Origin of the sequence: Streptosporangium sp. CA-115845 (assembly GCF_050943795.1) — a bacterium.
Classification (GTDB): Bacteria; Actinomycetota; Actinomycetes; order Streptosporangiales; family Streptosporangiaceae; genus Streptosporangium.
In genome coordinates, this window is sequence record NZ_CP191988.1 from 3,035,270 (window position 1) to 3,060,930 (window position 25,661).

General features: G+C 71.8%; 26 protein-coding genes. 17 read left to right on the top strand and 9 right to left on the bottom strand.

All coding sequences use genetic code 11. From position 1 onward, the window contains the following. Positions 1 to 55: 55 nt before the first annotated feature. Positions 56 to 1,246 carry a histidine kinase gene (locus ACQP0P_RS15985; RefSeq protein ID WP_433377008.1) on the top strand — a complete coding sequence of 397 codons (1,191 nt, stop codon included), beginning with the start codon at positions 56 to 58 and terminating at the stop codon, positions 1,244 to 1,246. A 66-nt stretch (positions 1,247 to 1,312) separates the two neighbouring features. Then, a complete protein-coding gene (locus tag ACQP0P_RS15990) occupies positions 1,313 to 2,104 on the top strand; it encodes a LytR/AlgR family response regulator transcription factor (RefSeq protein ID WP_433377011.1) in 792 nt (263 codons plus the stop codon). Positions 2,105 to 2,677: 573 nt separating this feature from the next. Here ACQP0P_RS15990 and ACQP0P_RS15995 read toward each other — a convergent pair. After that, on the bottom strand, positions 2,678 to 3,526 hold the full coding sequence (locus ACQP0P_RS15995) for a deoxyribonuclease IV (protein WP_433377014.1): 849 nt from the start codon (positions 3,524 to 3,526) through the stop codon (positions 2,678 to 2,680). A gap of 236 nt (positions 3,527 to 3,762) precedes the next feature. On the opposite strand from ACQP0P_RS15995, the gene uraD reads away from it, so the two are divergent. The 9 genes from uraD to alc all read left to right on the top strand — a co-directional run bounded on the left by uraD (position 3,763) and on the right by alc (position 12,139). Then, positions 3,763 to 4,317 carry a 2-oxo-4-hydroxy-4-carboxy-5-ureidoimidazoline decarboxylase gene (uraD, locus tag ACQP0P_RS16000; protein ID WP_433377017.1) on the top strand — a complete coding sequence of 185 codons (555 nt, stop codon included), beginning with the start codon at positions 3,763 to 3,765 and terminating at the stop codon, positions 4,315 to 4,317. Further along, the gene (gene uraH, locus ACQP0P_RS16005) at positions 4,314 to 4,625 is read left to right on the top strand and encodes a hydroxyisourate hydrolase (RefSeq protein WP_433377020.1); all 312 of its coding nucleotides are present in this window, start codon (positions 4,314 to 4,316) and stop codon (positions 4,623 to 4,625) included. Before uraD ends, uraH begins: the two co-directional genes overlap by 4 nt. Position 4,626: 1 nt before the next feature. After that, positions 4,627 to 5,541 (top strand): factor-independent urate hydroxylase, encoded by a 915-nt coding sequence (pucL, locus tag ACQP0P_RS16010; RefSeq protein ID WP_433377023.1) that lies wholly within the window; start codon positions 4,627 to 4,629, stop codon positions 5,539 to 5,541. 5 nt (positions 5,542 to 5,546) lie between these two features. Further along, the gene (locus ACQP0P_RS16015) at positions 5,547 to 6,422 is read left to right on the top strand and encodes an FAD binding domain-containing protein (RefSeq protein ID WP_433381905.1); all 876 of its coding nucleotides are present in this window, start codon (positions 5,547 to 5,549) and stop codon (positions 6,420 to 6,422) included. Further along, positions 6,422 to 6,928, top strand: a complete 507-nt coding sequence (locus ACQP0P_RS16020; RefSeq protein ID WP_433377026.1) for a (2Fe-2S)-binding protein — start codon at positions 6,422 to 6,424, stop codon at positions 6,926 to 6,928. Before ACQP0P_RS16015 ends, ACQP0P_RS16020 begins: the two co-directional genes overlap by 1 nt. Next, entirely contained in the window at positions 6,925 to 8,310 is a 1,386-nt protein-coding gene (locus ACQP0P_RS16025; protein ID WP_433377029.1) for an 8-oxoguanine deaminase, read from the top strand. The genes ACQP0P_RS16020 and ACQP0P_RS16025 overlap by 4 nt, the downstream gene beginning before the upstream one ends. A gap of 132 nt (positions 8,311 to 8,442) precedes the next feature. After that, positions 8,443 to 9,669: a glycerate kinase gene (locus tag ACQP0P_RS16030; protein ID WP_433377032.1), complete on the top strand. Its 1,227-nt coding sequence runs from the start codon at positions 8,443 to 8,445 to the stop codon at positions 9,667 to 9,669. A 143-nt stretch (positions 9,670 to 9,812) separates the two neighbouring features. Further along, the gene (gene allB, locus ACQP0P_RS16035; RefSeq protein WP_433377035.1) at positions 9,813 to 11,126 is read left to right on the top strand and encodes an allantoinase AllB; all 1,314 of its coding nucleotides are present in this window, start codon (positions 9,813 to 9,815) and stop codon (positions 11,124 to 11,126) included. 59 nt (positions 11,127 to 11,185) lie between these two features. After that, complete coding sequence (gene alc, locus ACQP0P_RS16040; protein ID WP_433377038.1) at positions 11,186 to 12,139, top strand: allantoicase; 954 nt, start codon at positions 11,186 to 11,188, stop codon at positions 12,137 to 12,139. Positions 12,140 to 12,237: 98 nt separating this feature from the next. Here the strand turns inward: alc and pknB are convergent, their stop codons facing one another. The 4 genes from pknB to thiO form a co-directional block, all read right to left on the bottom strand. Further along, on the bottom strand, positions 12,238 to 14,184 hold the full coding sequence (gene pknB / locus ACQP0P_RS16045; protein ID WP_433377041.1) for a Stk1 family PASTA domain-containing Ser/Thr kinase: 1,947 nt from the start codon (positions 14,182 to 14,184) through the stop codon (positions 12,238 to 12,240). Between the two features lie 75 nt (positions 14,185 to 14,259). Next, positions 14,260 to 14,967 (bottom strand): thiazole synthase, encoded by a 708-nt coding sequence (locus ACQP0P_RS16050; RefSeq protein ID WP_433381908.1) that lies wholly within the window; start codon positions 14,965 to 14,967, stop codon positions 14,260 to 14,262. Between the two features lie 56 nt (positions 14,968 to 15,023). Beyond that, complete coding sequence (gene thiS, locus ACQP0P_RS16055) at positions 15,024 to 15,224, bottom strand: sulfur carrier protein ThiS (RefSeq protein ID WP_433377044.1); 201 nt, start codon at positions 15,222 to 15,224, stop codon at positions 15,024 to 15,026. Beyond that, a complete protein-coding gene (thiO, locus tag ACQP0P_RS16060) occupies positions 15,221 to 16,357 on the bottom strand; it encodes a glycine oxidase ThiO (protein ID WP_433377047.1) in 1,137 nt (378 codons plus the stop codon). The genes thiS and thiO overlap by 4 nt, the downstream gene beginning before the upstream one ends. A 314-nt stretch (positions 16,358 to 16,671) precedes the next feature. On the opposite strand from thiO, the gene ACQP0P_RS16065 reads away from it, so the two are divergent. From ACQP0P_RS16065 to thiE, 3 genes are read left to right on the top strand one after another with little or no spacing between them, the layout of a single operon-like run. Next, positions 16,672 to 17,850: an NAD(P)/FAD-dependent oxidoreductase gene (locus ACQP0P_RS16065; RefSeq protein WP_433377050.1), complete on the top strand. Its 1,179-nt coding sequence runs from the start codon at positions 16,672 to 16,674 to the stop codon at positions 17,848 to 17,850. A gap of 50 nt (positions 17,851 to 17,900) precedes the next feature. Then, a complete protein-coding gene (locus ACQP0P_RS16070) occupies positions 17,901 to 18,275 on the top strand; it encodes an Rv2175c family DNA-binding protein (protein WP_433377053.1) in 375 nt (124 codons plus the stop codon). Continuing rightward, positions 18,253 to 18,894 (top strand): thiamine phosphate synthase, encoded by a 642-nt coding sequence (thiE, locus tag ACQP0P_RS16075; protein WP_433377056.1) that lies wholly within the window; start codon positions 18,253 to 18,255, stop codon positions 18,892 to 18,894. Before ACQP0P_RS16070 ends, thiE begins: the two co-directional genes overlap by 23 nt. Positions 18,895 to 19,009: 115 nt before the next feature. Here thiE and ACQP0P_RS16080 read toward each other — a convergent pair whose 3' ends face one another. After that, a complete protein-coding gene (locus ACQP0P_RS16080; RefSeq protein WP_433377058.1) occupies positions 19,010 to 20,077 on the bottom strand; it encodes a polyprenyl synthetase family protein in 1,068 nt (355 codons plus the stop codon). A gap of 401 nt (positions 20,078 to 20,478) precedes the next feature. Between ACQP0P_RS16080 and metF the strand changes: the two genes are divergently transcribed. Next, on the top strand, positions 20,479 to 21,411 hold the full coding sequence (gene metF / locus ACQP0P_RS16085; RefSeq protein WP_433377061.1) for a methylenetetrahydrofolate reductase [NAD(P)H]: 933 nt from the start codon (positions 20,479 to 20,481) through the stop codon (positions 21,409 to 21,411). Positions 21,412 to 21,436: 25 nt separating this feature from the next. Here the strand turns inward: metF and ACQP0P_RS16090 are convergent, their stop codons facing one another. Together ACQP0P_RS16090 and ACQP0P_RS16095 are read right to left on the bottom strand one after the other, a co-directional pair. Beyond that, on the bottom strand, positions 21,437 to 21,985 hold the full coding sequence (locus ACQP0P_RS16090) for a GNAT family N-acetyltransferase (RefSeq protein WP_433377064.1): 549 nt from the start codon (positions 21,983 to 21,985) through the stop codon (positions 21,437 to 21,439). An 83-nt stretch (positions 21,986 to 22,068) separates the two neighbouring features. Beyond that, a complete protein-coding gene (locus tag ACQP0P_RS16095) occupies positions 22,069 to 22,545 on the bottom strand; it encodes a YbaK/EbsC family protein (protein ID WP_433377066.1) in 477 nt (158 codons plus the stop codon). Positions 22,546 to 22,664: 119 nt separating this feature from the next. On the opposite strand from ACQP0P_RS16095, the gene ACQP0P_RS16100 reads away from it, so the two are divergent. Next, positions 22,665 to 23,468: a L,D-transpeptidase family protein gene (locus ACQP0P_RS16100; protein WP_433377069.1), complete on the top strand. Its 804-nt coding sequence runs from the start codon at positions 22,665 to 22,667 to the stop codon at positions 23,466 to 23,468. Between the two features lie 369 nt (positions 23,469 to 23,837). After that, positions 23,838 to 24,284: an SAV_6107 family HEPN domain-containing protein gene (locus tag ACQP0P_RS16105; protein WP_355549782.1), complete on the top strand. Its 447-nt coding sequence runs from the start codon at positions 23,838 to 23,840 to the stop codon at positions 24,282 to 24,284. 158 nt (positions 24,285 to 24,442) lie between these two features. Here the strand turns inward: ACQP0P_RS16105 and ACQP0P_RS16110 are convergent, their stop codons facing one another. After that, entirely contained in the window at positions 24,443 to 25,576 is a 1,134-nt protein-coding gene (locus ACQP0P_RS16110; RefSeq protein ID WP_355549785.1) for a PP2C family protein-serine/threonine phosphatase, read from the bottom strand. Between the last annotated feature and the right edge of the window lie 85 nt (positions 25,577 to 25,661).

Consider the following 25,661-nt stretch of genomic DNA (forward strand, 5'->3'; position numbering starts at 1 on the left):
CTCGTGATCGGCGTTCGCCCCCGATCTCCGGGGTGGGTTGACTACGGTTTTCCGCATGTCGACCATGGGCTGGGTGCTGCTCTGCGCCTTCAGCGCCCTTCTCGGACTCGCCCTTCCCCGCCCGCGCCGGCGGCCCCCGGACCGGCAGGGCGGCCCGACGGACGAGGCCACCTTCCTGACACTGCACATCGCGGCGATGGCGGCTCCCTCGCTACGGTCCGGGCTCACCCACGAGTCCGCCCGTAAGGCGGTCCGCCACCTGCGTACCCTGCTGGGCACCAGTGCCGTCGCGGTCGCCGACGGCGGCGGCCTGCTCGCCTGGGACGGCGCGGCGGGCTGCCACCGCGACCACGCGCCCGAGCACGCCAGGACCGTACTGGCCTCGGCGCGCCCGCACGTGGTGACCGGGGACGAACCGGCCTGCGACACGCCGGGCTGTGCCACCAGGGGCGGGGTCGTCGTACCGCTCACCGTCGACGGGCGGGTGGTCGGGACGCTCGCCGCGTATGACGCCGTGGTGAGCGTGGCACTGGTGCGGACCGTCACCGAGGTCGCCAGGTGGGTCTCGGGGCAGCTGGAGCTGGCGGAGGTCGACTCCTCGCGGCGGCGGACGATGGAGGCGGAGATGCGGGCGCTGCGCGCCCAGATGTCTCCGCACTTCGTCTACAACGCGCTGACCACCATCGCCTCGTTCGTCCGCACCGACCCCGAGCGGGCGCGGGAACTGCTGGTGGAGTTCGCCGACTTCAACCGGTACGCGCTGCGCCGGGCACGCGACTTCACCACCCTCGCCGAGGAACTGCACTGCGTGGACCGCTACCTGCTCCTGGAACGTGCCAGGTTCGGCGACCGGCTCCGTTTCACTCTCAGGGTCGCGCCGGAGGTGCTGTCGGTCTCCGTCCCGTTCCTCTGCCTGCAGCCGCTGGTGGAGAACGCGGTCAAGCACGGCGTGGCCGCCGCGGGACGTCGTGGAGAGGTGCGGGTGGTGGTCAGTGACGCCGGGGCCGAGGCTCACATCAGCGTGGAGGACGACGGCCTGGGCATGTCCTCCGAGCGTGCCAGAGGGCTCCTCGACGGTTCCGCGCCGCAGGGAGAGGAGGGCGGAATCGGGCTGGCGGGCGTCGACGTGCGCTTCCGCCAGATCTACGGCGAGGACTACGGTCTGGTCGTGGAGAGCGCCCCGGACGCGGGCACGACGGTGCGGCTCCGCGTTCCCAAGCTCCACCCCACCAATAGCTATTTGTAGTCAAACTATTACCTGAAGTTGCCATGAGGCTTGCGGCGGGTGTGGTTCAGAGGGCAGCGTGGGGTCATGTTGCGAGTCCTGGCCGTTGACGACGAGGTCCCCGCCCTTGAGGAGATCGCCTATCTCCTCCGCCAGGACCCCCGTATCGAGCACGTCTCCACGGCCGCGGGCGGGGTCACCGCGCTCCAGGACATGGTCCAGATGATCGGCGCGGGCGAGCGGCTGGACGGGGTGTTCCTCGACATCCGGATGCCGGGCCTGGACGGCCTCGACCTGGCCAGGCTCATCGCGGGGTTTCCCAATCCGCCCCGGCTGGTCTTCGTCACCGCCCACGAGGAGTGCGCGGTGCAGGCCTTCGAGCTGGAGGCGGTCGACTACCTGCTCAAGCCGGTCAGGGCCGACCGGCTGGCTGAGGCGGTACGGCGCCTGGAGTCCATGATTCCGGCCGCGGCCGACCCCGTGCCGGAGGACGTCATCCCGGTCGAGCTCGCGGGACGGACGCGGTTCGTGCCCCAGCAGGCCGTCTGGTTCGCCGAGGCGCAGGGCGACTACGTCCGGCTCCACACCGACGAGGGCAGCTACCTGGTCCGCATGTCGCTGGCCGCCCTGGAGCGGCGCTGGGCGGGGTCGGGGTTCATCCGGGTGCACCGCAGCACGCTGGTCTCGGTGCGGCACGTGAGCGAGCTGCGCTTCGACGGCGGCAGGGTGATGCTCCGGGTGGGCAACGAGACGCTTCCGGTCAGCCGCCGGCACGCCCGCGAGGTCCGCGAACGGCTGGTCCGCCAGTTCCGTGACCGCCCGGCCGTCCCCGGTGTGGTCCGGGCCAGGCCCCTGCCCTCCGCGGCCGCCCTGCGGTAACCGCGGCACGCTCTCCACGGGCCCCCGCACGGTGATTCGCACCCGTGCGGGCTTCCGGTCGACCGTTTCACGGTCGCCGTCTCCTTCGTGTGTCTCCGCGCGCCGACCGACCTCGCGCCTTCCGTGCGCCGTTCCACGGTCGTACGGCTCATCGGCGTTTCCCCGGCACGGGCGGGTCCCAGGGGTCCCACGAGCCCCCGATCGACCGTTCGTCGCCCGCCGTGAGCCGTTCGTCGTGTCGGCACTCTCCGCACATCGACAACTACTGACCGTTAATCGCGCTGGCGGGAAAGCGCCGCTCGCTCGTCTGGACGCGCCTCTAGTGTTCCCTCATCGGAGAGCGAGACCCGCCGGATCAGGGGGGACAGGGCCGTAAGGCTCGCACAGGACCTGGTGCGCGGACACGGGGTGACCGCCGGCATCCGGCCACCGGGTCCTTGACCGGAAGGGGGAGGGGTCGCCGCTCTCCGATACGACGGGACGCCCGCGTTAGCCAGCGGGCCGGACCGTGATCCGGCCACACGGGGGCGGCCGGATCACGAGGACGGGCGTCCCGTCCGACCCTCCGGCAGGTCAGGAACTCACCCGGTCGCGGAGCCTCTTGAGCGCCTCGATGTCCTCGCGGTGCTTCTCGGCGCCGCCCGGTGTCTCGATGCAGAACGGCACCCCGGCCATCACGGGATGGCTCAGCATGTCGGCGAAGGGCTCGGCGCCGATGTGGCCGGAGCCGATGTTCTCGTGCCGGTCCTTCCTGGAGTCGCACACGTCCTTGGAATCGTTGGCGTGGACCAGCTTGAGCCGTCCGGGGGCGATCGCGTGCAGGGCCTCCAGAGTCTCCTTGACGCCCTCGGAGGTCGACAGGTCGTGCCCGGCGGCGAAGGCGTGGCAGGTGTCGAAGCAGACCCCCGCCTTGGGGTGCCAGTCGAGGGCCGCCAGGTAGGGCTCCAGGTCCTGGACCGTCGCACAGAGCACCGCGCCCTGCCCGGCCATCGGCTCCAGCAGCAGGTCGGGCCCGTCGTCGGGGATCTCATCCAGGAGCGGCAGGAGATGTTCACGCAGCTGGCGCAGCGCCTCGTCGCGGGACTGGCTCACCGCCGACCCCGTGTGGACGACCACTCCCTTCGCGCCGATCGCGTGGCCGCGCAGCAGGTTGTGCCGCACGGTGGCCACCGACTTCTCCAGCGTCTCCGCGCTGGGCGAGCCCATGTTGACCAGGTAGGGCGCGTGCACGAAGGAGAGCACGCCCGATTCGAGGAGCTTGGCGTCCTGGGCGGGGTCGCCCACGGCGAGCGCCCAGCCGCGAGGGTTGGTGACGAACACCTGGATCATCTCGGCACCGATGTCGGAGGCGTAGCGCAGCCCGCCCTTGGCGAGGCCACCGGTGACGGAGACGTGTCCGCCGATAGGGGAGAGTGAAGTCATGGTGACCCCAGTCTAGGCGTCGCCCCCGGCGCTTCCCAGCCGACAGGCCGCTCACCTGCCCTTCCGCACTCCGGGGGCGAGGTGATCGGTGAGGGGCGCCGGCGGTGTGCTCGGCCACGTCCTCCAAGGAGACCAGCAGGTTTGGAGTATGTTGCGGAAATCTGCGGCAAACCCTTGGCACAGTTTGGGGCGCTTGTCGCTGGACTGTACGCGCCGCTGGTGTGTGTACTGCTCCCATGTCTAACGTGCACTCCGCGCCGCAGGTCGCGGGGCTGGCCGCCTTCAACGCGCTGAGCACCGAGGAGGCCGAGGCCGAACTGCTGGCCTGCTGCGCCTGCCGGGACTTCACCGCGCGGGTGGCTGCGTCGCGCCCCTACCGCGACCTCGACAGGCTGGCCGAGGTCGCGGAGGCCACCGTGCGGAGCCTGGACTGGTCCGGCGTACGCGAGGCGCTGGCGGCCCACCCCAGGATCGGCGAGCCGCCACGCGAGGGCGGCCCGGTGGCCGGTCATTCCGGAAGGGAGGCGGCCTGGTCCCGCCGCGAGCAGTCGGGGGTCGCGGCGGCGGGGCGGGAGGTCCTGGACCGGCTGGCGGAGGGCAACCGCGCCTACGAGCGGCGGTTCGGCCACGTCTACCTGATCTGCGCCACGGGCCTGTCGGCCGAGGAGTTGCTGGCCCGCCTCACCGAGCGACTCGGCAACGACGAGGAGACCGAGCGGGACGTGGTCAGGGCCGAGCTCGCGAAGATCATCCGTCTGCGGCTGGCGAAGCTCCTGGGGGCGGCCACATGAGCCTGTCCACGCATGTGCTCGACGCCGCCCTGGGCAGGCCGGCGGCGGGTGTCGCCGTACGCCTGGAACGGGACGGCGAGGTGCTCGCCGAGGGCGTCACCGACGCCGACGGGCGGATCGCGGGATGGACGTGCGGGGCGGGCGCCCACCGGCTGGTCTTCGAGACCGGGGACTACTTCGCCGCCCGCGCGGTGGACGCCTTCTACCCGCGGGTCTCGATCGACTTCACGGTGACGGACCCGGGGGAGCACCACCACGTGCCCCTGCTGCTCAGCCCGTTCGCCTACTCGACGTATCGAGGGAGCTAGCATGCCCGTCGTTCTCGGACCCAACCGCTACGGCAAGGCGGAGACCCGCCTGGTCCGTGTCGTCAGGGACGGTGACGTCCACCACATCAAGGACGTCACCGTCGGCTCGGCACTCTCCGGCGACATGGAGGCGGTCCACCTCACCGGCGACAACGCCGCGGTCCTGCCGACCGACACGCAGAAGAACACCGTGTACGCCTTCGCCAGGAAGCACGGTGTCGCCCAGATCGAGGACTTCGCGATCCTGCTGGCCCGTCACTACGTGGACTCCCAGCCCACGGTCCATCACGCCCGGGTGGAGATCGAGGAGCACTTCTGGGACCGGATACCGGTGAACGGCGACTCCGCCCCGGGAGCCGAGCACTCCTTCGTTCGCTCCGGCAGGGAGACGCGCACCTGCGTCGTCCACCACGACCGGGACGGTACCACCACCGTGGTCTCCGGGCTGAGGGACCTGGTGGTGCTCAACTCGACGGGGTCGGAGTTCTCCGGCTTCGCCCAGGACGAGTACACCACCCTGAAACCCACCAGGGACCGCGTCCTGGCCACCGAGGTCTCGGCCCGCTGGCGGCACCTGCCAGGCGTGCCCCCGCACGGGGACTCCTCGGGGGACTCCCCCTACGGGGAGTCCTACGACGAGGTGCGCCGCTGCCTGCTCGGCGCGTTCGCCGAGACCTACAGCCTGTCGCTGCAGCAGACGCTCTACGCGATGGGCGAGCGGGTGCTGAACACCCGGAAAGAGGTCTGCGAGGTGCGCCTGGCGATGCCGAACAAGCACCACTTCCTGGTGGACCTCACCCCCTTCGGGCTGGACAACCCTAATGAGGTGTTCTACGCCGCCGACCGTCCCTACGGGCTGATCGAGGGCAGCGTGCTCCGCGACGACACCCCCGACGCCCGCTTCGCCTGGGAGTGATGACCGTGGATTTCCTGCGACCCGCCACCTGGGCGGAGGCACTGGCCGCCAAGGCGGACCGGCCGGAGGTGGCGCCCATACAGGGCGGCACCGACATGATGGTCGAGCTCAACTTCGACGTGCGAAGGCCCGCCGGGCTGCTCGATCTGAACCGGATCGCCGAGCTCGCGACCTGGAGCGAGGAGGCGGACGGCAGGCTCAGGGTCGGTGCGGGCGTGTCGTACGCCCGGCTGATCGCCGAGCTGGGCGACCGGCTGCCGGGTCTCGCCCAGGCCTCCCGTACCGTCGGCTCGCCGCAGATCCGCAACCGGGGCACGGTGGGAGGCAATCTCGGCGCAGCCTCGCCCGCGGGGGACAGTCACCCGCCGCTGCTCGCGGCGGACGCGGTCATCGAGGTCGCCTCCGCCGCCCGGGGCGTGCGGATGATCCCGGCCGCGGCCTTCTACCTCGGGGTCAAGCGCAGCGCGCTGGAACCCGACGAGCTGATCAGGGCGTTCTGGATGAGCCCGGCGAGCGGCCCGCAGTACTTCTCCAAGGTCGGTACCCGCAACGCCATGGTGATCGCGGTCTGCTCGTTCGCGATCGCGCTCCATCCCGCGGAGCGCCGGGTCGGTACCGGCATCGGCTCGGCCGCCCCGACCCCCCGGCGCGCCGTCGCGGCCGAGGAGTTCCTGGCCGCCGAACTCGACTGGGAGGCGCGGCTCGACCCCGCGCTGCTCGGGCGCTTTGGTGAGCTGGCCGCCGAGGCCGCCTCACCGATCGACGACGTGCGCGGCACCGCCGACTACCGGCGTCACGCCATCGCGGTGATGGCGCGGCGCACCCTGACCTGGGCGTGGAACGAGCTGCGCTCCGGGCGCTTCGAGAGGAGGGCAGGCTGATGCGCGTCACCTTCACGGTCAACGGCCGCAGCGAGACCGCCGACGACGTCTGGGAGGGCGAGAGCCTCCTGTACGTCCTGCGCGAACGGGTGGGCCTGCCGGGTTCCAAGAACGCGTGCGAGCAGGGCGAGTGCGGCTCCTGCACCGTCTACCTCGACGGGGTGCCCGTCTGCGCGTGCCTGGTCGCGGCAGGGCAGGCCGAGGGCCGCGTGGTCCGCACCGTCGAGGGACTCGCCGACGGCGACCGGCTCGACCCGGTCCAGGAGGCGTTCGTCGAGTGCGGAGCCGTCCAGTGCGGGTTCTGCACCCCCGGCCTCGTCGTCCAGGCCCACGACCTGATCGAGCGGATCCCACGCCCGTCCGACACCGAGATCCGCGAGGCCCTGGCGGGCAACCTGTGCCGGTGCACCGGCTACGAGAAGATCCTCGACGCCGTACGCCTCGCCGCGGCCCGCAAGGCCGGTGCGAATCCGGGGCCGCGCGGCGAGGAGATGGAGTCTCGTTGAGCGCCATCCTGATCGAGAACGTGCACATCGCCCCGGTCGTGGGCCCGGAGATCCCCTCGGGACACATCCACGTCGAGGGTGACCGGATCGTGGCCCTCGGCGCGGGCCCCGCCCCGGCGGTACCGGGTGCGGTCAGGATCGACGGCACCGGCTGCCTGGCCACCCCCGGCCTGGTCAACACCCACCACCACCTCTACCAGTGGGCCTCCCAGGGACTCGCCCAGGACGCCACGCTGTTCGAGTGGCTGACGGCGCTCTACCAGGTGTGGGCCGCCATGGACGCCGAGGTGGTGAAGGGCGCGGCGGGCGCGGGGCTGGGCTATCTGGCCCTGTCCGGCTGCACCACCTCCAGCGACCATCACTACATCTTCCCGTCCGGGCGCGGGGATCTGTTCGCCGCGGAGATCGAGGCGGCCCGGGAGGTCGGGCTCCGCTTCCACCCCGCCCGGGGCTCGATGGACCGGGGGAGGTCGCAGGGCGGCCTGCCGCCGGACGTGGTGGTCGAACGGCTCGACGAGATCCTCGACGCCACGGCCGAGGCCGTCGACACCTACCACGACCCGTCCTTCTCCTCCAGGCTCCGCGTCGCGGTCGCCCCCTGCTCGCCGTTCTCCGTCAGTGCCGACCTGATGACCGAGGCCGCCGCGCTGGCCAGGTCCAAGGGGGTACGGCTGCACACGCACCTCGCCGAGACTCTCGACGAGGAGGAGCACTGCCTGCGGCAGGTCGGGCAGCGCCCGGTCGACTACATGGAGAAGCTCGGCTGGCTCGGCCCGGACGTGTGGTTCGCCCACGCCGTCCACCTGAGCGACGGTGACATCGACGTCTTCGCCCAGACCGGTACCGGCTCCGCGCACTGCCCTAGCTCCAACGGCCGCCTCGGCGCCGGCATCGCCCGCGTCTCCGAGATGCTGCGCAGGGGCGCGAACGTCGGCCTGGGGGTGGACGGCAGCGCCTCGGCTGAGCTCACCTCGCTCTCCGGCGAGATGCGCCAGGCCCTGCTGTTCCAGCGGGCCAGGTACGGGCCCACCGCGCTCACCGCCCGCCAGGCCCTGGAGATCGCCACCCTGGGCGGGGCGAGGAACCTGGGCCGGCAGGAGGAGCTCGGCTCGCTGGAGGTGGGAAAGCTCGCCGACATCGCCCTCTGGCGTACCGGGGCCTTCGCCTCCGCGGTCGCCGACCCGGTCTGCGCCCTGGTCTTCGGCACCCGGCAGCCACCGCTGGCCCGGCTGCTGGTGGGCGGCGAGACCGTCGTCGAGGACGACGAGCTGCGCACCGTCGCCCAGGACGAACTCGGCCGCGCCGGTGGCGAGGCCCACCGCCGCCTCATGCGGCTGGCCGCCGAGCAGGGCTTCACCGCGGGCCAGAAGGTCGGCGGATGAGGACCGGGCGTCGGGGGCGCTCAGCGGTGGATGTGATGATTGTTCTCCGTTTCACCGAGGTCAGGTATTCGCTCCCCGCCGGCTCGCACAGGCGGGGGGCGCGTGCCGCTCATCCGCCATTAGGGAGCAGGGTTGTCTGAGTTGTCAGGACATGTAGTGATCGCCCCGGACAAGTTCAAGGGTTCGCTGACCGGTGCCGAGGTCGCCGCGCGGATCGCCGCGGGTCTCGGGCCCGGTGTCGCGACGGTCGCGCTGCCGGTGGCCGACGGCGGTGACGGCACCGTGGACGCGGTCGTGGCCTGCGGGTTCACCCGGGTCGAGGTCGAGGTCACCGGCCCCGTCGGTGAGCCGGTTCTCGCCTCCTACGCCTGGCGCGACGCCCTCGGGGAAGGAGATGTGGCCACCGCGGTCGTCGAGCTGGCCGAGGCGTCGGGGCTGCGGCGGTTGCCGGCCGCCTCGGGGCCGGTCGCCCCGGCGGCGGGCTCGCTCGCGCACGAGGGCGTCGAGACGGCCCCCCTCACCGCGACCAGCCACGGTACCGGCGAGCTGATCGCCCACGCCGTACGGCGCGGGGCCCGGCGGATCGTGCTCGGTCTCGGCGGCAGCGCCTGCACCGACGGGGGTGCGGGCATGATGCGGGCGCTCGGCGTCCGCTTCCTGGACGCCGAAGGGCGGGAGCTCCCGTTTGGTGGAGCCGCCCTCGGCAACCTGGTAAAAATCGATAAATCTGGCCTTATCGAGATTGGTGATGTCGAGTTCGTTGTCGCGGGCGACGTGGACAACCCGTTGCTCGGTCCGCACGGGGCCGCCGCCGTGTACGGGCCGCAGAAGGGCGCGAGCCCCGACGAGGTGAGGCTGCTCGACGCCGCCCTCGCCCGGCTGGCCGCCGTCGCCGCGCACACCCACGGCCTGGTCGGGGCCGCCGAGCACGACGGCGTCGTCCGTTCGATGGGCGTGGCCGGGCGGCCGGGCGCCGGTGCCGCCGGGGGAGTGGGCTTCGCCGCACTGGCCTTCCTGTCCGCCGAGTTCCGGCCCGGCATCGAATACCTCCTCGACCTGCTCGGATTCCACGACAGCCTGGAGCGCGCGCGCCTCGTCGTCACCGGTGAGGGCTCGCTCGACGAGCAGACGCTGCGCGGCAAGGCACCCGCGGGGGTCGCGAGCGCCGCGGCCAAGGCGGGAGTCCCCGTCGTCGTGGTCTGCGGGCGCCGGGCTCTCGGCGACGAGGAACTGAGCGCGGCAGGCATCACGGCCGCCTACGCGCTCACCGACATCGAGCCCGACCCGGCCGTGTGCATGTCGCAGGCGGGCCCGCTGCTCGAACGGCTCGCGCGCACGGTCGCCGAGAGGCACCTTTGAGCGCCGTCCCGGCGCAGTCCGGGCGCGGCGGGAGCGGGCGCGGAGGGAGCGGGAAGGGGACGCGGGGCCGATGAACGTGGGCGGGGCACGGGTGCCCGGACCGGCGCGTTCCGCGGCGAGAAGCGGGCAGGAACGGAGAGCCGATGAGTGCGAGGGCTGAGGACGTGCTGGATCTGGTCATCCGGTCCCGCCGGGCCGTGCTGCCCGGGACAGAGGGACCGGCGGCCGTCGCGGTAAGGGACGGGAGGATCGTCGGGGTGCACGCCCACGACACCGAGCTGAACGCCGCCGAGCAGGTCGACCTCGGCGGCGTCGCGCTGCTGCCGGGCCTCGTCGACACCCACGTGCACGTCAACGAGCCCGGCAGGACCCACTGGGAGGGGTTCGCCTCCGCCACCCGGGCCGCCGCGGCGGGCGGGGTGACCACCATCGTGGACATGCCGCTCAACTCGCTGCCGCCGACCGTGAACGCGGACGCCCTGGCGGTGAAGAGGAGCGCCGCGGACGGGCAGTGCGCGGTGGACGTCGCCTTCTGGGGCGGCGCGATCCCCGGCAACGTCGCGGACCTGAGGGCGCTGCACGAGGCGGGTGTGCGCGGGTTCAAGTGCTTCCTGTCCCCGTCGGGGGTGGAGGAGTTCCCGCCGCTGGACACGGACGGGCTGCGGGCGGCCATGGTGGAGATCGCCTCCTTTGACGGCCTGCTGGTCGTGCACGCCGAGGACCCCGCGCTGCTCGCGGACCCGGTGGGACCGCGGTATCCAGAGTTCCTCGACTCCCGCCCCGGGGAGGCCGAGCGCCGTGCCGTCGAGCGGGTCGCCGCGCTGGCCGCGGAGACCGGGGTGCGGGCGCACATCCTGCACGTGTCGTCCGCGCTCTGCCTGGAACCGCTGGCCAGGGCCAGGCAGGAGGGGATCAGGCTCACCGCGGAGACCTGCCCGCACTACCTCACGCTGGTGGCCGAGGAGGTGCCCGAGGGCGCCACCCAGTTCAAGTGCTGCCCGCCGATCCGTGCCTCGGCCAACCGCGACGAGCTCTGGCGCGGGCTCGCCGACGGGGTGCTCGGCTGCGTCGTCTCCGACCACTCGCCCTCCACCCCCGACCTGAAGGTGCCCGACTTCGCCGCCGCCTGGGGTGGTATCTCCTCCCTCCAGATCGGCCTGACCGCGGTCTGGACCGAGGCGGCGCGGCGCGGGCACGGTCTGGGCGACGTCGTGCGCTGGATGGCCACCCGCCCGGCCGAACTGGCCGGGCTGCGTGGCAAGGGCGCCATCGTCGAGGGCGCAGACGCGGACCTGGTCGCCTTCGACGCCGACGCCGTCCACACCGTGGACGTCACCAGGCTGCACCACAGGAACCCGGTCACGCCCTATCACGGCAGGACGCTCACCGGCACGGTCCGCACGACCTGGCTGCGCGGCCGGGCCGTGGGGAAGGACTTCAGGGGCGTCCTGCTTTAGCGCTCCCGCGGAACGATCCGGCGGCCAGGATTCCGCTCCCCGTGAGAAAGGTTCTCTCCTTGATCGAGTTCACCGCACTGCCCGACCTCGCCCTGCGTGCCCTCGGTGGCTCGGTGATCGCGGCCAACGACGAGTCCTTCGCGGAGAAGGAGAGCCTCATCAGGCCGGGGCGCCCCGGCTTCCGCCCGCACACCTTCGGCGCCAAGGGCCAGGTCTACGACGGCTGGGAGACCCGCAGGCGGCGCGAACCCGGCCACGACTGGGCCCTGGTCAGGCTCGGCATGCCCGGGGTGGTCCGGGGTGTCGTGATCGACACCGCCTGGTTCAAGGGAAACTACCCGCCGCACGCCTCCGTCGAGGCGTGCGAGGCCGAGGGCTATCCGACGGTCGCCGAACTGGAGGCGGCCGACTGGGTGGAGATCGTGCCCATGAGCGACCTCAAGGGGGACGCCGAGCACTTCTTCGAGGTGTCCGGAGAGCGCCGCTACACCCATGTGCGGCTGAACATGTTCCCCGACGGGGGCATCGCCAGGCTGCGGGTGCACGGCGAGATCAGGCCCGACCTGTCGGTGTACGAGGGACTCGGCCTGGACCTGGCCGCGCTGGAGAACGGCGCGCTTGTCACCGCCTGCTCCAACGAGTTCTACTCCTCGCCCAACAACGCCATCTCCCCGGGCCTCGCCCGCCACCAGGCCGAGGGCTGGGAGACCGCCCGCCGCCGCGACGGCGGCAACGACTGGCTGGTCATCCGTCTGGCGGGGCCCGGGATCGTCAGGCTCGCCGAGATCGACACCACCAACCTGGTGTTCAACGCCCCCGCCGAGGTCTCCGTCACCGGCAGCGCGGACGGCGCCACCTGGTTCCCGCTGCTGCCCAGGACCCGCCTGCTGCCCGACACCCGGCACCGCTTCCGCATCACCGACGCGCCCGAGGCCGCGTACGTCAGGGTGGACATCCACCCCGACGGTGGTCTCGCCAGGATCCGCCTGCACGGCTTCCTGGCCGAGGGCTGAGCACCCGGAGGTTCGTCCCGCGCCCGGCTGCCGGTACCGGCCGGAGCCCGGAGATCCGTCTCGGCGAGACCCGGCGCCGAGGCCGCCAGGCCCGGCCGTCAGTACCAGATGGTGACCTCGGTGCCGGCCGGGACCGTCTGGCCGCCCGGCGGGATCTGGGCCAGCACCCTGCCCTTGCCCAGGGTCCGCCTCAGCTTCACCGTGACCCCCGCGGCGCGCAGTTCGTCGCGCGCCGCCCTGAAGTCCTTGAACATGATGTTCGGAATCTGCACGACGTTGCCGCCGTCGCCGGGAGGCTGCTCGCCGTTGTTCTCCCAGGGCCAGTGCCACTCGCCGGCGCACTGCGAAAGGGTCAGCCGGACCACGGCGCCCTTGTCGGTCTCGGCCTTGGGCTGGGGGTCCTGGGCGATGACCGTGCACGGCTGGGCGGCGTCGGTCTGCTCGACGAACTCGGGAGCGAATCCCGCCCCGCGCAGCACCCCGTCCGCCTGGTCACGGGGCATGCCCATGACGTCCGGCATGAGCAGGCCCGCGCTCACGACCAGATCGATCTTGCTGCCCTCCTTGACCGGGTTTCCCACGGCGGGGACGGTCCGCATCACCTGGTCACGCGGCACGGTCTCGCTGGGCTGCCTCCTGACCTTGCCGACGACCAGTGAGTCCTCCGCGAGCCTGCTCCTGGCCTGGGGCTCGGTCATGCCCACCACGTTGGGCACCGCGACCCGCTTGGGGCCGGCCGAGGCGATCAGGATCAGTTTGCTCCCCGGCTCGGCCTCGGTGCCCGCCACGGGGTCGGTGCGGAGCACGCTGCCCTTGGGCACCTTCTCGTCGTGCTCGGCCTCGCCCTCCTCGACGGTGAAGCCGCGCTGCCTGGCCTCGCTGGTGGCGACCGTGATGTTCTTGCCCACCAGGGTGGAGGGCACCACGATGGTGGTGTTCTGCGAGAACAGCCAGCCGGTCACCCCCACCGCGATCACCATGACCACGGCCAGCGCGAGCAGGAACCAGCGGGCTCCGGACATCTTGCGCGTCGTGGAGGCGGGCGGTGGCTGGTCGCCCACCGGGCCGGTGGGCAACTCGACGCGGGGCTGGATCAGCGTGTGGTTGGCCGGTGCGGGCGGTACGGGCGGTGCGGACGCGACGGTCTCGTGGGCGTGCGGCGGCCCGACGGGGACGGACGGCACCGGGCCGCTCTCCCTGGGCAGCATCCGGTGCGCGTCGACGGCGGCGACCAGCAGCGCGGTGGCGTCCGCGGGACGGTTCGCGGGATCGCGGGCCGTCGCCCTGGCCACCAGGGTGTCGAGCAGCGGGGAAGAGCCGGGGAGCAGCGCGGAGGGCACGGGCACCGTGTCGTGTACGTGCCGGTAGGCCACCGACATCGGGGTGTCGCCCTCGTACGGCTGGCGGCCGGTCAGGAGCTCGAACAGCATGATGCCGGCCGCGTAGACGTCGCTGCGGGCGTCGGCGGCCCCCGAGGTGACCTGCTCGGGGGACATGTAGCCGATGGTGCCGATCATGACGCCGGTGCGCGTCTGGTTGGTCGCCTCGATCGCGCGGGCCAGGCCGAAGTCCACCACCTTGACCCGGCCGTCGTCGGCGAGCAGCACGTTCTCCGGTTTGACGTCCCGGTGGACCAGGCCCGACTGGTGGGCGGCGCCCAGCGCGGCGAGCACCGGGATCATGACTTCCAGTGCCTCGCGGGCGGGCAGCCTGCCACGGTCGCGGAGCACGTCGCGCAGGGTCCGGCCCGGCACGTACTCCATCGAGAGGTAGACGTTGTCGCCGTCCGTGCCCTGGTCGAAGACGTGCACCACGTTGGGGTGCGACAGGCTCGCCACCGACTTGGCCTCGCCGATGAACCGCCGTACGAAGGCTGGGTCCTCGGCGAGCGAGCGGTGCATCACCTTCACGGCGACGGTGCGGTCGAGCCGGATGTCCAGGGCCAGATAGACGGTCGCCATTCCGCCCCGGGCAATCCGGGACTCGACGCGGTAACGCCCGTCGAGGAGTTTCCCGACCAGGGGGTCCGTAAGCGTCGTGTCCACGTGGCCGAGTTTACGGGCGATTTGACGCCGACAGGATGCCTGAATCCCAAACCGATGCCGAGACGTGGTCGTTTTCTATCGATGAAGAGGGGAGGAGGCCTCCGCGTAGCGACGCCGGGGTATCCGCCCGGCCAGGCGCGCGGTCCGGCCCGCCGCGACGGCCGAGCGCATGGCCTGCGCCATCAGCTCCGGGCGCTGCGCCCGGGTGACCGCGGTGGCCAGCAGAACCGCGTCGCAGCCCAGCTCCATGGCCAGTGCCGCGTCGCTGGCCGTGCCGATCCCCGCGTCCAGGATCACCGGCACGCTCGCGAACTCCACGATCAGCTCGATGTTGTGCGGGTTGCGGATGCCGAGGCCGGAACCGATGGGCGCCCCCAGCGGCATCACCGCCGCGCAGCCCGCCTGCTCCAGCCTGCGTGCCAGCACGGGGTCGTCGCCGATGTAGGGCAGCACCACGAACCCGTCGGCGACCAGCCGTTCGGCGGCGTCGAAGGTCTCGATGGGGTCGGGCAGCAGGGTGCGCTCGTCGGCGATGACCTCAAGCTTCACCCAGTTCGTCTCCAGTGCCTCCCTGGCCAGCCTGGCGGTCAGCACCGCCTCCCCGGCGGTGAAGCAGCCCGCGGTGTTCGGCAGCACCCTGATGTCGCGCCGGCGCAGCACGTCGAGCACCGAGCCCCGCGCGGCCGGATCGAGCCGCCGCATCGCGACGGTGGTCAGCTCGGTCCCCGAGGCGGCGAGCGCCGCATCCAGGATCTCCAGGGACGGGGCGCCACCGGTGCCCATGATGAGACGAGAGGAGAACTTCTCGCCGCCGATGATCAGATCGTCCAGCACGCCCCTCACCCTCCCTGAACCGCGGTGAGCACCTCGACCCTGTCGGCCTCCGTGAGCGCGGTGGCCTCCCAAGCGCCGCGCGAGACGACCTCGTCGTTCACCGCGACGGCCACCCCGCTCCGCATGCCGGTCAGCCGCTGCACGGCCTGCGCGACGGTCGCCCCCGCGGGCAACTCGTGCGCGGCGCCGTTGATGGTCACGTTCATGACAGCTCCTGCGGTGGGTGCTCCTGGAAGCGGAGGGGTGAGCAGATCGGGGAGAGCTCCGGGTCGGTCTCTCCCGAGCAGAGGTCGGCGGTGAGCGGGGCGAGCAGCACCCCGCCCCGGTGGTGTCCGGTGGCCATGTGCAGACCGGGCACGATCGTGGGGCCGACCAGCGGCAGGTTGTCCGGGGTACCGGGACGCAGTCCCGCGGCGACCTCGGCCACCTCCAGCTCGGTCACGCCGGGGACGAGTTCCCGCGCGTCGCGCAGCAGTTCCCACAGTCCACCGGCGGTGACCCGGGTGTCGAAGCCCATCTCCTCCTGCGTGGCGCCGAGGACGACCTCGCCGTCGCCGCGTGGCACCAGGTAGACGTTCGAGCCGTGCACGACCCCGCGCACGCATCGCCGCAGGATCGGCTCGGGGGAGCGCAGCCGCATGATCTGGCCCTTGACCGGCCGCACCGGTGGCAGCGCCTCGGGCGGCATCCCCCGCAGGGAGCCCGACCAGGCACCGGCGGCGAGGATCACCCGCTCGGCCCCGACACTCTCGCCGGTCGCCAGCCGTACCCCGGTGACCGCTCCGGCGGCCGTGAGCAGCCCGGCCACGCGGGTGCGCACCAGGGTGCCGCCCGCCCGCTCCAGGGCGGTGAGGAGCGCGGCGGTGACCTTCCTGGGGTCCACCCAGGCGTCGCCGCCCGCCAGCAGGCCGCCGCGGACCGCGGGGGCCAGCATGGGTTCCAGGCGGCGGCACTCGCGGCCGGTGAGCCGCTCGGCGGGCAATCCCAGCGTGGCGACGAAGGCGGCGAGCTCGTCCAGCGCGGCCAGATCGTCCGAGCCGAAGGCGACGTCGAGGGTGCCGTCGGTGCGGTAGTCGAGGTCGTGCCCGCTCGCGTCCGCCAGTTCGGCGGCGAAGGCGGGCCAGCGTTCCAGGGAGGCCAGGCCCAGCCGCAGGAGCGGCTCCTCGGTGTAGGTGACCTCGCTGACCGGGGCCAGCATGCCCGCCGCCGCGTGCGAGGCGCCGGAGGCGGGCGCGGGGTCGGCCACCGCCACCCTCAGGCCCCGGCCGGCGGCACGCCAGGCCACCGACAGTCCGATCACCCCCCCGCCGACGACGAGGAGGTGAAACTGGTCCGCCATACGTACTCCGCTCCCTTCGCCGGCATGACCCGGATCAGGTTCGTGGCGGTCGAGGGCCCGCTCGCGGTCGCCTCCAGACCTCGCTCGCCCGTGCCGTGCGGATCCGCTCCTCGCACACCACCTGGCTCGCGCCGGGTCCTTCGCCGCTCCGCAGCCCTCCTCTCAGCCCGGTGCGTTCCGGGCTCCCGCGCGTCTTCCCCTCCACCCTAAGGGGTCCGGCAACACGCTTAGAGCGTCAGATGTGAGGTAAATACCGTTTTCGTTATCAACGACCGTTGGTAGGAGTACGGTGCTGACGCTTATGGTCGGGAAGTGTGAATCATGTCGTGGTGGTAGGCGCCGGTCTGGCCGGCGTACGCAGCGTCGAGGCGTTACGGGCCCGCGGGTTCGGCGGCAGGATCACGCTGATCGGGGAGGAGCGGCACAGACCGTACGACCGTCCACCCCTGTCCAAGGGGGTGCTGCTCGGCGAGACCGACTCCACCGTCGTCGACTCCGACCTTGACGCGCTTGAGGTCGACTTTCGCGCGGGCGTCTCCGCCAAGGGGCTCCACCCCGGCGTGGTCGAGACCACCGAGGGCGAGCTGGCCTACGAGGGCCTGGTCATCGCCACCGGCGCGCGTCCGATCCGGCTGCGCGGGGACGGTTCACAGCACGTGGTGCGCACCATCGACGACGCGCTCCGGTTGCGTTCCCTGCTCGGCAGGGGGACGAGGGTCGCCGTGATCGGCGCGGGCTGGATCGGCGCCGAGGTGGCCACCGCCGCACGCAAGGCGGGATGCGCCGTGACCGTGATCGAGGCCGCCGACGTCCCGCTGTCCGCCGCGCTCGGCCAGGTCGGCGCGTACACCGCCGCCTGGTACGCGGAGGCCGGCGTCGACCTGCGCCTGGGCACCATGGTCGCCTCGGTCGACCAGGGGGGGCTCACCCTGGCCGACGGCTCCGCGGTCGAGGCCGACGTGGTCGTCACGGGCGTCGGCGTGCGGCCCGCGACCGAGTGGCTGGTCGGCTCCGGCATCAGGCTCGACAACGGCGTGGTCACCGACGAGCACCTGCGCACCTCGCTGCCCGGAGTGGTCGCCGTGGGCGACTGCGCGGCCTGGTGGTCGCGCCGCTACGGCGTGCGCCTTCGCGTCGAGCACTGGGACACCGCCCTGGGCGCCCCGGACGTGGCCGCGGCCACGCTCGTCGGCGACGTCGCCGTCTACGATCCGGTCCCCTACTTCTGGTCCGAGCAGTTCGGCCACATGGTCCAGTACGCCGGGTACCACGACGGCGCCCGCCTGATCCGGCGCGGCGACCCGGAGGCCGAGGGAAATCCCAGGTGGGCGGTGTGCTGGGTGACCGAGGACGACCGGCTCGCCGCGGTCCTCTCGGTCAACCGCCCCCGCGACCTCGTCCAGGGGCGCCGCCTCATCGAGGGCGGACGGCGCCTCGACGTCAATCGCCTCGCCGACCCTGCGATAGCGTTGCGCGACTGTACGGTGGCGTAACCTCGCCGCCAGGTGTTTGGCGAAGGGCTCGATGTGGTAGTGGTGGATTCGTGACGCTTTCTGTTGCGCAGATCGACCGGGAGACCGACCAGTTGGTGGGCGAGTGGCTCACCCTGACCGAGGTTGCCAGAAGGCTCAACCTGAGCGCCGGTCGCGCCAAGCAACTTCTCAAGGACCGCAAGCTCATCGGAGTGCGCAGGGGCGGTGGCGAGCCACAGGTCCCCGCGGCCTTCCTCGTCGGCGCGGACGTCGTCAAGGGGCTGCCGGGCACTCTCACGGTGCTCCTCGACGCCGGATACGACGACGTCGAGTCGCTCCGCTGGCTTTTCACCCCCGACGACACGCTGCCGGGCTCGCCGGTCGACGCGATCGTGGCGGGCCGCCACACGGAAGTGAAGAGACGTGCCCAAGCCCTCGGTTTCTGACGCCCGTCTGTATCTGTGCACCGACGGACGGCGTGACCGGGGAGATCTCGCGGACTTCCTCGACGCGGCCCTGGCGGGCGGGGTCGACATCGTGCAGCTCCGCGAGAAGGGTCTTGAGGCGCGCGAGGAGCTCGACCTCCTCGCCGTCTTCCGTGAGGCCTGCGACCGGCATGGCAAGCTCCTGGCCGTGAACGACAGGGCCGACATCGCCTACGCGATCCGCCCCGACGTGCTCCACCTCGGCCAGGGCGATCTGCCGGTGCCGATCGTGCGCGACATGCTCGGCGACGACATCCTCATCGGGCGTTCCACTCACGCCCCCGAGGAGGCGTCCGCCGCGGCGGTCGAGCCCGGCGTCGACTACTTCTGCTGTGGCCCGATCTGGCCGACGCCCACCAAGCCCGGCAGGCACGCTCCGGGCCCCGGCCTGCTCAGGCATGCCGCGGCCCTGCAGACCGAACGGCCCTGGTTCGGCATCGGCGGCATCGACCTCACCAACCTGGACGAGGTCGTCTCCCATGGGGTGCGCCGGGTCGTGGTGGTGCGGGCGATCACCGAGGCCGACGATCCCAAGGCGGCGGCGGAGGAGTTCAAGCGGAGGCTGGCGGCCTCCGTCTGAAGTCCTTCCGCCCGGCGGGAGCGTGTCTCCGGCCGGGCGGACGGGACGCTGAGCACGGCGCCGGCCCGTGCACCGGACCGGTGCGCGGGCCAGGTGTGCGATTCGGGTGCGCGGTTCAGGTGCGCCGGGAGGTGGCGGCCACCGCGAGGTCGGCCAGGGCCGCCCGGGCGTCGGGGCGGATCGGGGCGCCCTCCAGCGAACCGAGGGCGTTCTCCAGGTACCCCTTGATCAGGTCCTCACACGCCACGAGAGCCCCCGTCTCCTCGATGATCCGGCGCAGCCGGTCCACCCCGGCCTCGTCCAGATCCGGGTCGCCGAGCGTGGCGCGTACCACCTGGGCCTGGGAGGCCGAGGCGGCGGCGAGCGTGCGGGCGATGAGCATCGTCCGCTTGCCCTCGCGAAGATCGTCGCCGGCCGGTTTACCGGTCTCGTCCGGGTCGCCGAACACGCCGAGGATGTCGTCGCGAAGCTGGAAGGCGATGCCCACGGACCGCCCGTACTCCTCGCAGAGCCGGTCGATCCAGGGCTCCCTGCCCTGGGCGGCCAGCACCAGCCCGAGCCGGAGCGGCTGCTCCACGGAGTACTTACCGCTCTTGAAGAGGGCGACCCGCAGCGCGCTGTCGAAGGTGCCCTCGCCGTGCGCCTGCTCCAGCAGGTCGAGATACTGGCCGCACATCAGTTCGGTGCGCATGTCGTCGTGCACCTTCTGCGCCGCCGCCAGCGAGGCGGCGGGCAGACCGCTGTTGCGCCACATCTCACCGGACCAGATGAGCATCAGGTTGCCCAGCAGAATGGCCGCACCCTCGCCGAACTGCTCGGCGGAGCCGTGCCAGCCCGCCTTTCTGTGCAGTTCCTCGAACCTGCGGTGTGCCGAGGGCATGCCCCGGCGCAGGTCGCTGGCGTCCATCACGTCATCGTGCACCAGGGCGCTTGCCTGGAGCAGTTCGAGGGAGGCGGCCGCGGAGAAGAGCGCGGGGTCGTCGCCTCCGCCCGCACCATGCCAGCCCCAGTAGCAGAAGGCGGGGCGCAGCCGCTTGCCACCAGCGAGGAAGTCCTCGGCAGCGGCGACAAGAGGGGCCAGCTCTGGAGCACTGACCTGCGGACGCTGCTGTTCGACGAACCGCCGGAGAGCGTGGTCCACCTCGGACCGGATCATGTCCAGCGCGGTTGCAGAAGTGATCATCGAATACCTCCGGTATGGAGACCCCGGGCTTCAGCTCTGGGGAGGAAACGCGGTACGGTGCAGCACGCCCTGGCACCGTGTCCGGCGGTGATGACACCCCGACCACCGTACGCATGGTCGGCACGGGCCTTCCCGCCGGGGCGGCGGAGAGGCGGAACGGTCGTGGGGCCGGTGCGAGACACGACACCTCCGGGTTTCTCGCGACTGGTCATGAGGCAGGAAACCCAATCTATGAAAGTTGGGATCCCCCGGCTTCGGCGGCAGCAGGAGGTCAAGTAATGAGATTAACGGTCCAAAGGGATATTTCGATCTAGAAGAACGGCTGTTTCGCGTGACGATCGCCCCGTGGGCGGCCGTGACCTGATCGGTCATCCGAGCGGCCGGGCCAGTATCCTTGCCCCATGGCTCTGGGTCGCCCGTCCGTTCTTCCAGATCGTGTCGCCACCGTCCGCGAACTCCTCGCCGCCGGTGCCCACTCGTTCTCCTTCGAGTTCTCCCCTCCGAAGACCGACGAGGGAGAGCGCCACCTCTGGCGTGCCGTCCGCGAGCTGGAGGCGCTGCACCCCACCTTCGTCTCCGTCACCTACGGTGCCGGAGGCAGCACCCGCGACCGCACCGTCGACATCGTCGAGCGGATCGCCCACGAGACCACGCTGACCCCGGTCGCCCACTTCACGGCCGTCAACCACTCCGTCCGCGAGCTGCGCCACCTGGTCGGCCGGTTCGCCGGGGCGGGCGTTCGCAACATCCTCGCCGTGCGGGGCGACCCGCCGGGCGACGTGACGGGCGAGTGGGTGCGCCACCCCGAGGGCGTCCTGTACGCCGAGGAACTGGTCAGGCTCATCCGCCAGTCCGGCGACTTCTGCGTGGGGGTGGCCGCCTTCCCCTACAAGCACCCCAGGTCGCGCTCAATCGAGTCCGACACCGAGTACTTTGTACGCAAGTGCCGGGCGGGCGCCGACTACGCGATCACCCAGATGTTCTTCCGCGCGGACGACTACCTGCGGCTCCGTGACCGGGTGGCGGCCAGCGGCTGTGACACGCCGATCATCCCCGGCATCATGCCCGTCACGCAGATGAGCACCATCGCCAGGTCGGAGCAGCTCTCCGGCGCGCCGTTCCCGCCCGAGGTGGCCGAGAGGTTCGCGGCCGTCGCCGACGATCCGGCCGCCGTGCGCAGCCTGGGCATCGAGCTGGCCGCCGAGCTCTGCCAGACCCTGCTCGACGAGGGCGCGCCCGGCATCCACTTCATCACCTTCAACCGCTCCAGCGCGACCCGCGAGGTCTTCCAGGCGCTCGACCACACGCCGAAGGCCCCTTCGCTGGGGGGCTGAGCGAGAGAGTCTCCCGCTGGGCGGCTCAGCCGTCCAGCGGGAGGACCGCCCCGAGGATCGCGTAGCGCTCGTGCCCGCCGGGGAAGACGAACTGCGTGAGCAGGTCCACGAAGCCGATGCTCCGGTAGAGGTGCCGGGCCGCGGTGGGCCGGTCGCGGGTGGACAGCACGGCGGTGCGCTCCAGGCGGCCCGCGCAGATGCCCATGATCATCGACCGTCCGATGCCCTTGCCCTGGTAGTCGGGGTGGACGTGGATCTCGGCGAGCTCCAGCGCGTCGCCCAGCCAGCCGCGGGCGCTGCCCTCGCCGTGCCTCTCGGCGAGGGCCCGCCGGACCACGTCGTGCCACCACTGGCCGGAAACCCCGTGGAAACCGTAGGCGATCCCCACCGGGGTGCCGTCGGAGAGTTCGGCGAACAGGCAGGTGAAGGCGGGGTTGGCGGCGTGGTTTCCCATGATCGCCTTGCGACCGGCGATCTGGTCGGCGGGCGGGTCCATCGCCTTGGTGTAGACGTCAAGGACCGCGTCCAACCGGAGCGTGAACTCGTCGGGGCCGATCCGTCGCAGTCCGATCACGCGTCGCACCCTAGCAGGGAGGACATGACGCGGGTCATCGCCGGTGGCGGGAGCGCCATGCCGTGCTCACCGCCGGATCGCGGTCATTCGACCTCGACGGGGATCCCGCCGGTGATGCGGACGAGCTCGTCGAAGGAGGTCGGGAAGACGGTGTGCGGGTGGCCGGCGGCGGCCCAGACGACGTCGTACTTGTCCAGCCAGGTGTCGACCAGCGTCCTGACCGGGGCGGGGTGGCCGACCGGGGCGACGCCGCCGATGACCTGGCCGGTGGCCGCCCGCACGAAGGCGGGATCGGCGCGCTTCACCTTCGCCACACCGGCCGTCCTGGCGATCAGGTCGGTGTCGACCCGGTGGGCGCCGCTGGTCAGAACCAGGAGCGGCTCGCCGTCGGCGTCGAATATCAGGCTGTTGGCGATGGCGCCGACCTCGCAGCCGAGCTGCGCGGCGGCGCTGGCGGCGGTCGGGGTGGCCTCGGCGAAGGTGACGATCTCGCCGGGGACGGCGTGCTCACGGAGCACGGCGGCGACTTTCTCAACGTTCGGATGCAACTTTTCTGGCACCTGGCCACTCTAAACGGGTTGACCGTTGATTTCCGCTTCATAACCGGTCACTTGCACGGGGAGCCCGTGCGCTATGGTCCCTTGACCTGATCCATAGTGATATGAGGAGTTGATGGAAAGTGGGGGTTGGACAGCGGCTGGGAGCGGCCGCGCTGATGACGGCGGGGGCCGTGCTCCTCTCTTCCGCGGGCGTCACCCTTTCCGCGGGCGTCGCCGAGGCCCAGGCCGCGGTCTCGGCCGCGCCGGCCGTCGCGACGAGGACCGAGGCGTCCCGGTTCGTCGCACCGGGCAAGACGCTCAGGCTCGGCGCGAAGGGCGCCACGGTGAAGGTGCTCCAGGCGAGACTGGCCGAGCTCGGCTACGCCCCGGGCAGGATCGACGGCCGCTACGGCGGTGCGACCCTGACCGCGATCTGGGCCTTCCAGAAGGTCAACGGCATCTCGCCGACCAGCACCGTGGCGCGCAGGACCTGGCAGGCCCTGGAGAGTCCGCTGGCGCCGAAGGTGCTCGTCCCCAGGGGTAAGCCGACCCGGGTGGAGGTGAACCTCGCCACCCAGGTGATGGTCCTCTACGTCAACGGCGCGGTGCGGCTGATCAGCCACACCTCCTCGGGCAGTGGGATCGCCTACTGCGAGACGGCCACCTGGGAGGGCAAGACCCAGCGGTTCTGCGGCGACGCCCGCACGCCGACGGGCGACTACAAGACCACCTGGCGCAGGGACGGCTGGCACAAGTCCTACCTGGGCCAGCTCTACAACCCGATCTTCTTCAACGGCGGCATCGCCTTCCACGGCGCGCTGTCGGTGCCGCTGGCACCCGCCTCGCACGGCTGCGTCCGGCTGCCGATGCACGTGGCGGAGGTCCTTCCCGGTCTGCTCGGCACCGGGGTGCCGGTGCATGTCCGAGGCAGGTTCGCCCGGTAACGTGGCGGAGCGGGCGAACCTGCGGGGGGATCGGCGCTCGGCGAGCGGAGGCCCCGGGAGACGGAGATCTCCCGGGGCCTCCGTCATTCCTGTCATATTGGAAGATCGAACTTTTGTTCGCTGTTCTACTTGACAGTATTAGTGGTCGAATTTATGTTCGATGTAATGACGCGGGGCTCGCAGCCCGTGTCCAGGGTGGTCGGCCGGATCCACGTCGTCGGAGGAGACGATCGGGCCCAGGTCGGGGCGGGCGGGGAGAGGGGAAGCTCCTCGTCCGGCCGCCCGGTGGATTTGTCGGTGGGGTCTGCGAATGTTGACACCGCCGGTGAAAACGCCGGGAGCCGCTTGCGACCAAGGAGGCTGACGCACATGACCCCTCGGCTCGGCGATTCCGGTGGGCCCCGACTGTCCCCCACGGTGCGGGCGCACCTCACAGACGCGCGTGACTGCCTCGAAGAGGCCGCCGCCGCCCGGACCTCCGCCGCTCGTTACGTCGCGGCCCACCTCGCGGCGCTCAGGGCGGCCGCCGCCGTGCTGGCCGCGCGCCCCCGTCCCATGCAGGGCCGCAGGCGCAGGCTGCGCAGTGCCTGGGAGCTGCTCCCCGAGGCCGAGCCCCGGCTGGCCGAGTGGGCGCCCTACTTCGAGACGAGCGCGGCCAAGCGGGCCGCCGCCGAGGCGGGGCTGACCCGCACGGTGTCGTCGCGAGACGCCGAGGAGCTCATCTCCGAGGCGGAGCGCTTCGTCATCGAGGTCGAGAACCTGCTCGGGGTGCCGGCACAACCCGTGCTCCCGGGCCACGTCCCGCTGGCGGGTTAGGTCCCCTCCGGCGGATCTCGCCGTGGCGAGGTTGATCAGACGGTGTCGCGAGGCCGGCGGAGGGCGCCGCGGCGTGCCTCGGTGACCGGCGGCGGTGACCGTCGACGACGCGGCGGGGCGCCGTCCGACCGGCGGTGGCGGGCAAGACCCGAGGCGGTCTACGCCGCGGAGGAGTTCTCCTGGACGGCGCGGTGGCGCAGCAGGAGCATGGCGGCGTCGTCGCCCAGCGGTCTGCCCACGTGGTGGAGCAGGTCCGCGCGCAGAGCGTCCAGCGACCCCTGAGGGTCGTCCTCGCCGTCCAGCAGGTGCGCCCGCTCCGGCAGCGGGTAGAACTCGCCGAACCCGTTGCGCGCCTCGATGACCCCGTCGGTGTAGAAGAGGACCTGATCCCCCGGCTCGAAAGGGATGTGGTGCGGCTGCGGCTTGCTGGCCTGTAGTGCGCTCATGCCCAGCGGCAGGGCCTCGTCCGGCGGGTCGGCGAACCAGATCGTGCCCTCGGCGTCCAGCACCATGGGCGGGGGGTGGCCGCAGTTGATGACGGCGATGGTGGAACCGCCGCGGATCTCGGCCAGTACGGCGGTCACGAACTGCTCGCCGGACAACTCGCGGGTCAGCGCCTTCTCCAGCCGTGCCACGACGCCCTGGAGCTTCTTCTCGTCGTGGGCCGCCTCGCGGAAGGCGCCGAGCACCACGGCCGCGGTCTCCACGGCCTCCAGGCCCTTGCCCTGCACGTCTCCCACGATGATCCGGACCCCGTGCGGGGTGGTGACGACCTCGTACAGGTCACCGCCGATCCTGGCCTCGGCCGTGGCGGAGGTGTACGAGACGGCCACGCCTATGCCGGGACCGGCGCGGCGGGGCACCGGGCGCAGCAGCACCCGCTGGGCCGCCTCGGCCACCGAGCGCACGTCGGCGAGCTGGCGCTCGTGGCGCAGCCGCCCGGCGCTGGCCAGCACGCTGGCCACGGTGACGCCGAGGATGGCGAACATGGTGATGTTGGTACGCGGCGTCCAGAGGATGTCGTTGTAGAGGCCGAGCGCGACGCACAGCATCAGGGCGACGACGCCGATCACGGTGGTGCGGGCCAGGCCGCAGGCCACACTGGCGAAGGCCGGGCCGAGGGCGAGCAGCGGGAGGAGGCCGGACGTGGGGCCCGAGCCGAAGTCGATCACGGCCACCACGGCCATGACCACGAACGGCAGCAGCTTCAGGGTGTCCTGGGTCCTGGTGGTGCCGATCGATGCCAGCAACCGCAGGAAGGTGCGGGTCCTGGTCGATCCCAGCGACACCATGACCGAGTGGAGACGGCTTTTTGAGCGCGGTCGAGAGTGATCGAGCCGATCATCTCCCGAAGTCATGTCCACCGTATCTCGCCAA

Coding starts and splice junctions, on each gene's coding strand:
- allB (WP_433377035.1), top strand. CDS start 9,813: ATGAGTGCGAGGGCTGAGGACGTGCTGGATCTGGTCATCCGGTCCCGC.
- ACQP0P_RS15985 (WP_433377008.1), top strand. CDS start 56: ATGTCGACCATGGGCTGGGTGCTGCTCTGCGCCTTCAGCGCCCTTCTC.
- thiS (WP_433377044.1), bottom strand. CDS start 15,224: ATGAACGTGACCATCAACGGCGCCGCGCACGAGTTGCCCGCGGGGGCG.
- pucL (WP_433377023.1), top strand. CDS start 4,627: ATGCCCGTCGTTCTCGGACCCAACCGCTACGGCAAGGCGGAGACCCGC.
- ACQP0P_RS15990 (WP_433377011.1), top strand. CDS start 1,313: ATGTTGCGAGTCCTGGCCGTTGACGACGAGGTCCCCGCCCTTGAGGAG.
- ACQP0P_RS16080 (WP_433377058.1), bottom strand. CDS start 20,077: ATGATCACTTCTGCAACCGCGCTGGACATGATCCGGTCCGAGGTGGAC.
- ACQP0P_RS16050 (WP_433381908.1), bottom strand. CDS start 14,967: ATGGGCACCGGTGGCGCCCCGTCCCTGGAGATCCTGGATGCGGCGCTC.
- uraD (WP_433377017.1), top strand. CDS start 3,763: ATGTCTAACGTGCACTCCGCGCCGCAGGTCGCGGGGCTGGCCGCCTTC.
- thiO (WP_433377047.1), bottom strand. CDS start 16,357: ATGGCGGACCAGTTTCACCTCCTCGTCGTCGGCGGGGGGGTGATCGGA.
- ACQP0P_RS16105 (WP_355549782.1), top strand. CDS start 23,838: ATGACCCCTCGGCTCGGCGATTCCGGTGGGCCCCGACTGTCCCCCACG.
- ACQP0P_RS15995 (WP_433377014.1), bottom strand. CDS start 3,526: ATGACTTCACTCTCCCCTATCGGCGGACACGTCTCCGTCACCGGTGGC.
- uraH (WP_433377020.1), top strand. CDS start 4,314: ATGAGCCTGTCCACGCATGTGCTCGACGCCGCCCTGGGCAGGCCGGCG.
- ACQP0P_RS16020 (WP_433377026.1), top strand. CDS start 6,422: ATGCGCGTCACCTTCACGGTCAACGGCCGCAGCGAGACCGCCGACGAC.
- metF (WP_433377061.1), top strand. CDS start 20,479: ATGGCTCTGGGTCGCCCGTCCGTTCTTCCAGATCGTGTCGCCACCGTC.
- ACQP0P_RS16110 (WP_355549785.1), bottom strand. CDS start 25,576: ATGGTGTCGCTGGGATCGACCAGGACCCGCACCTTCCTGCGGTTGCTG.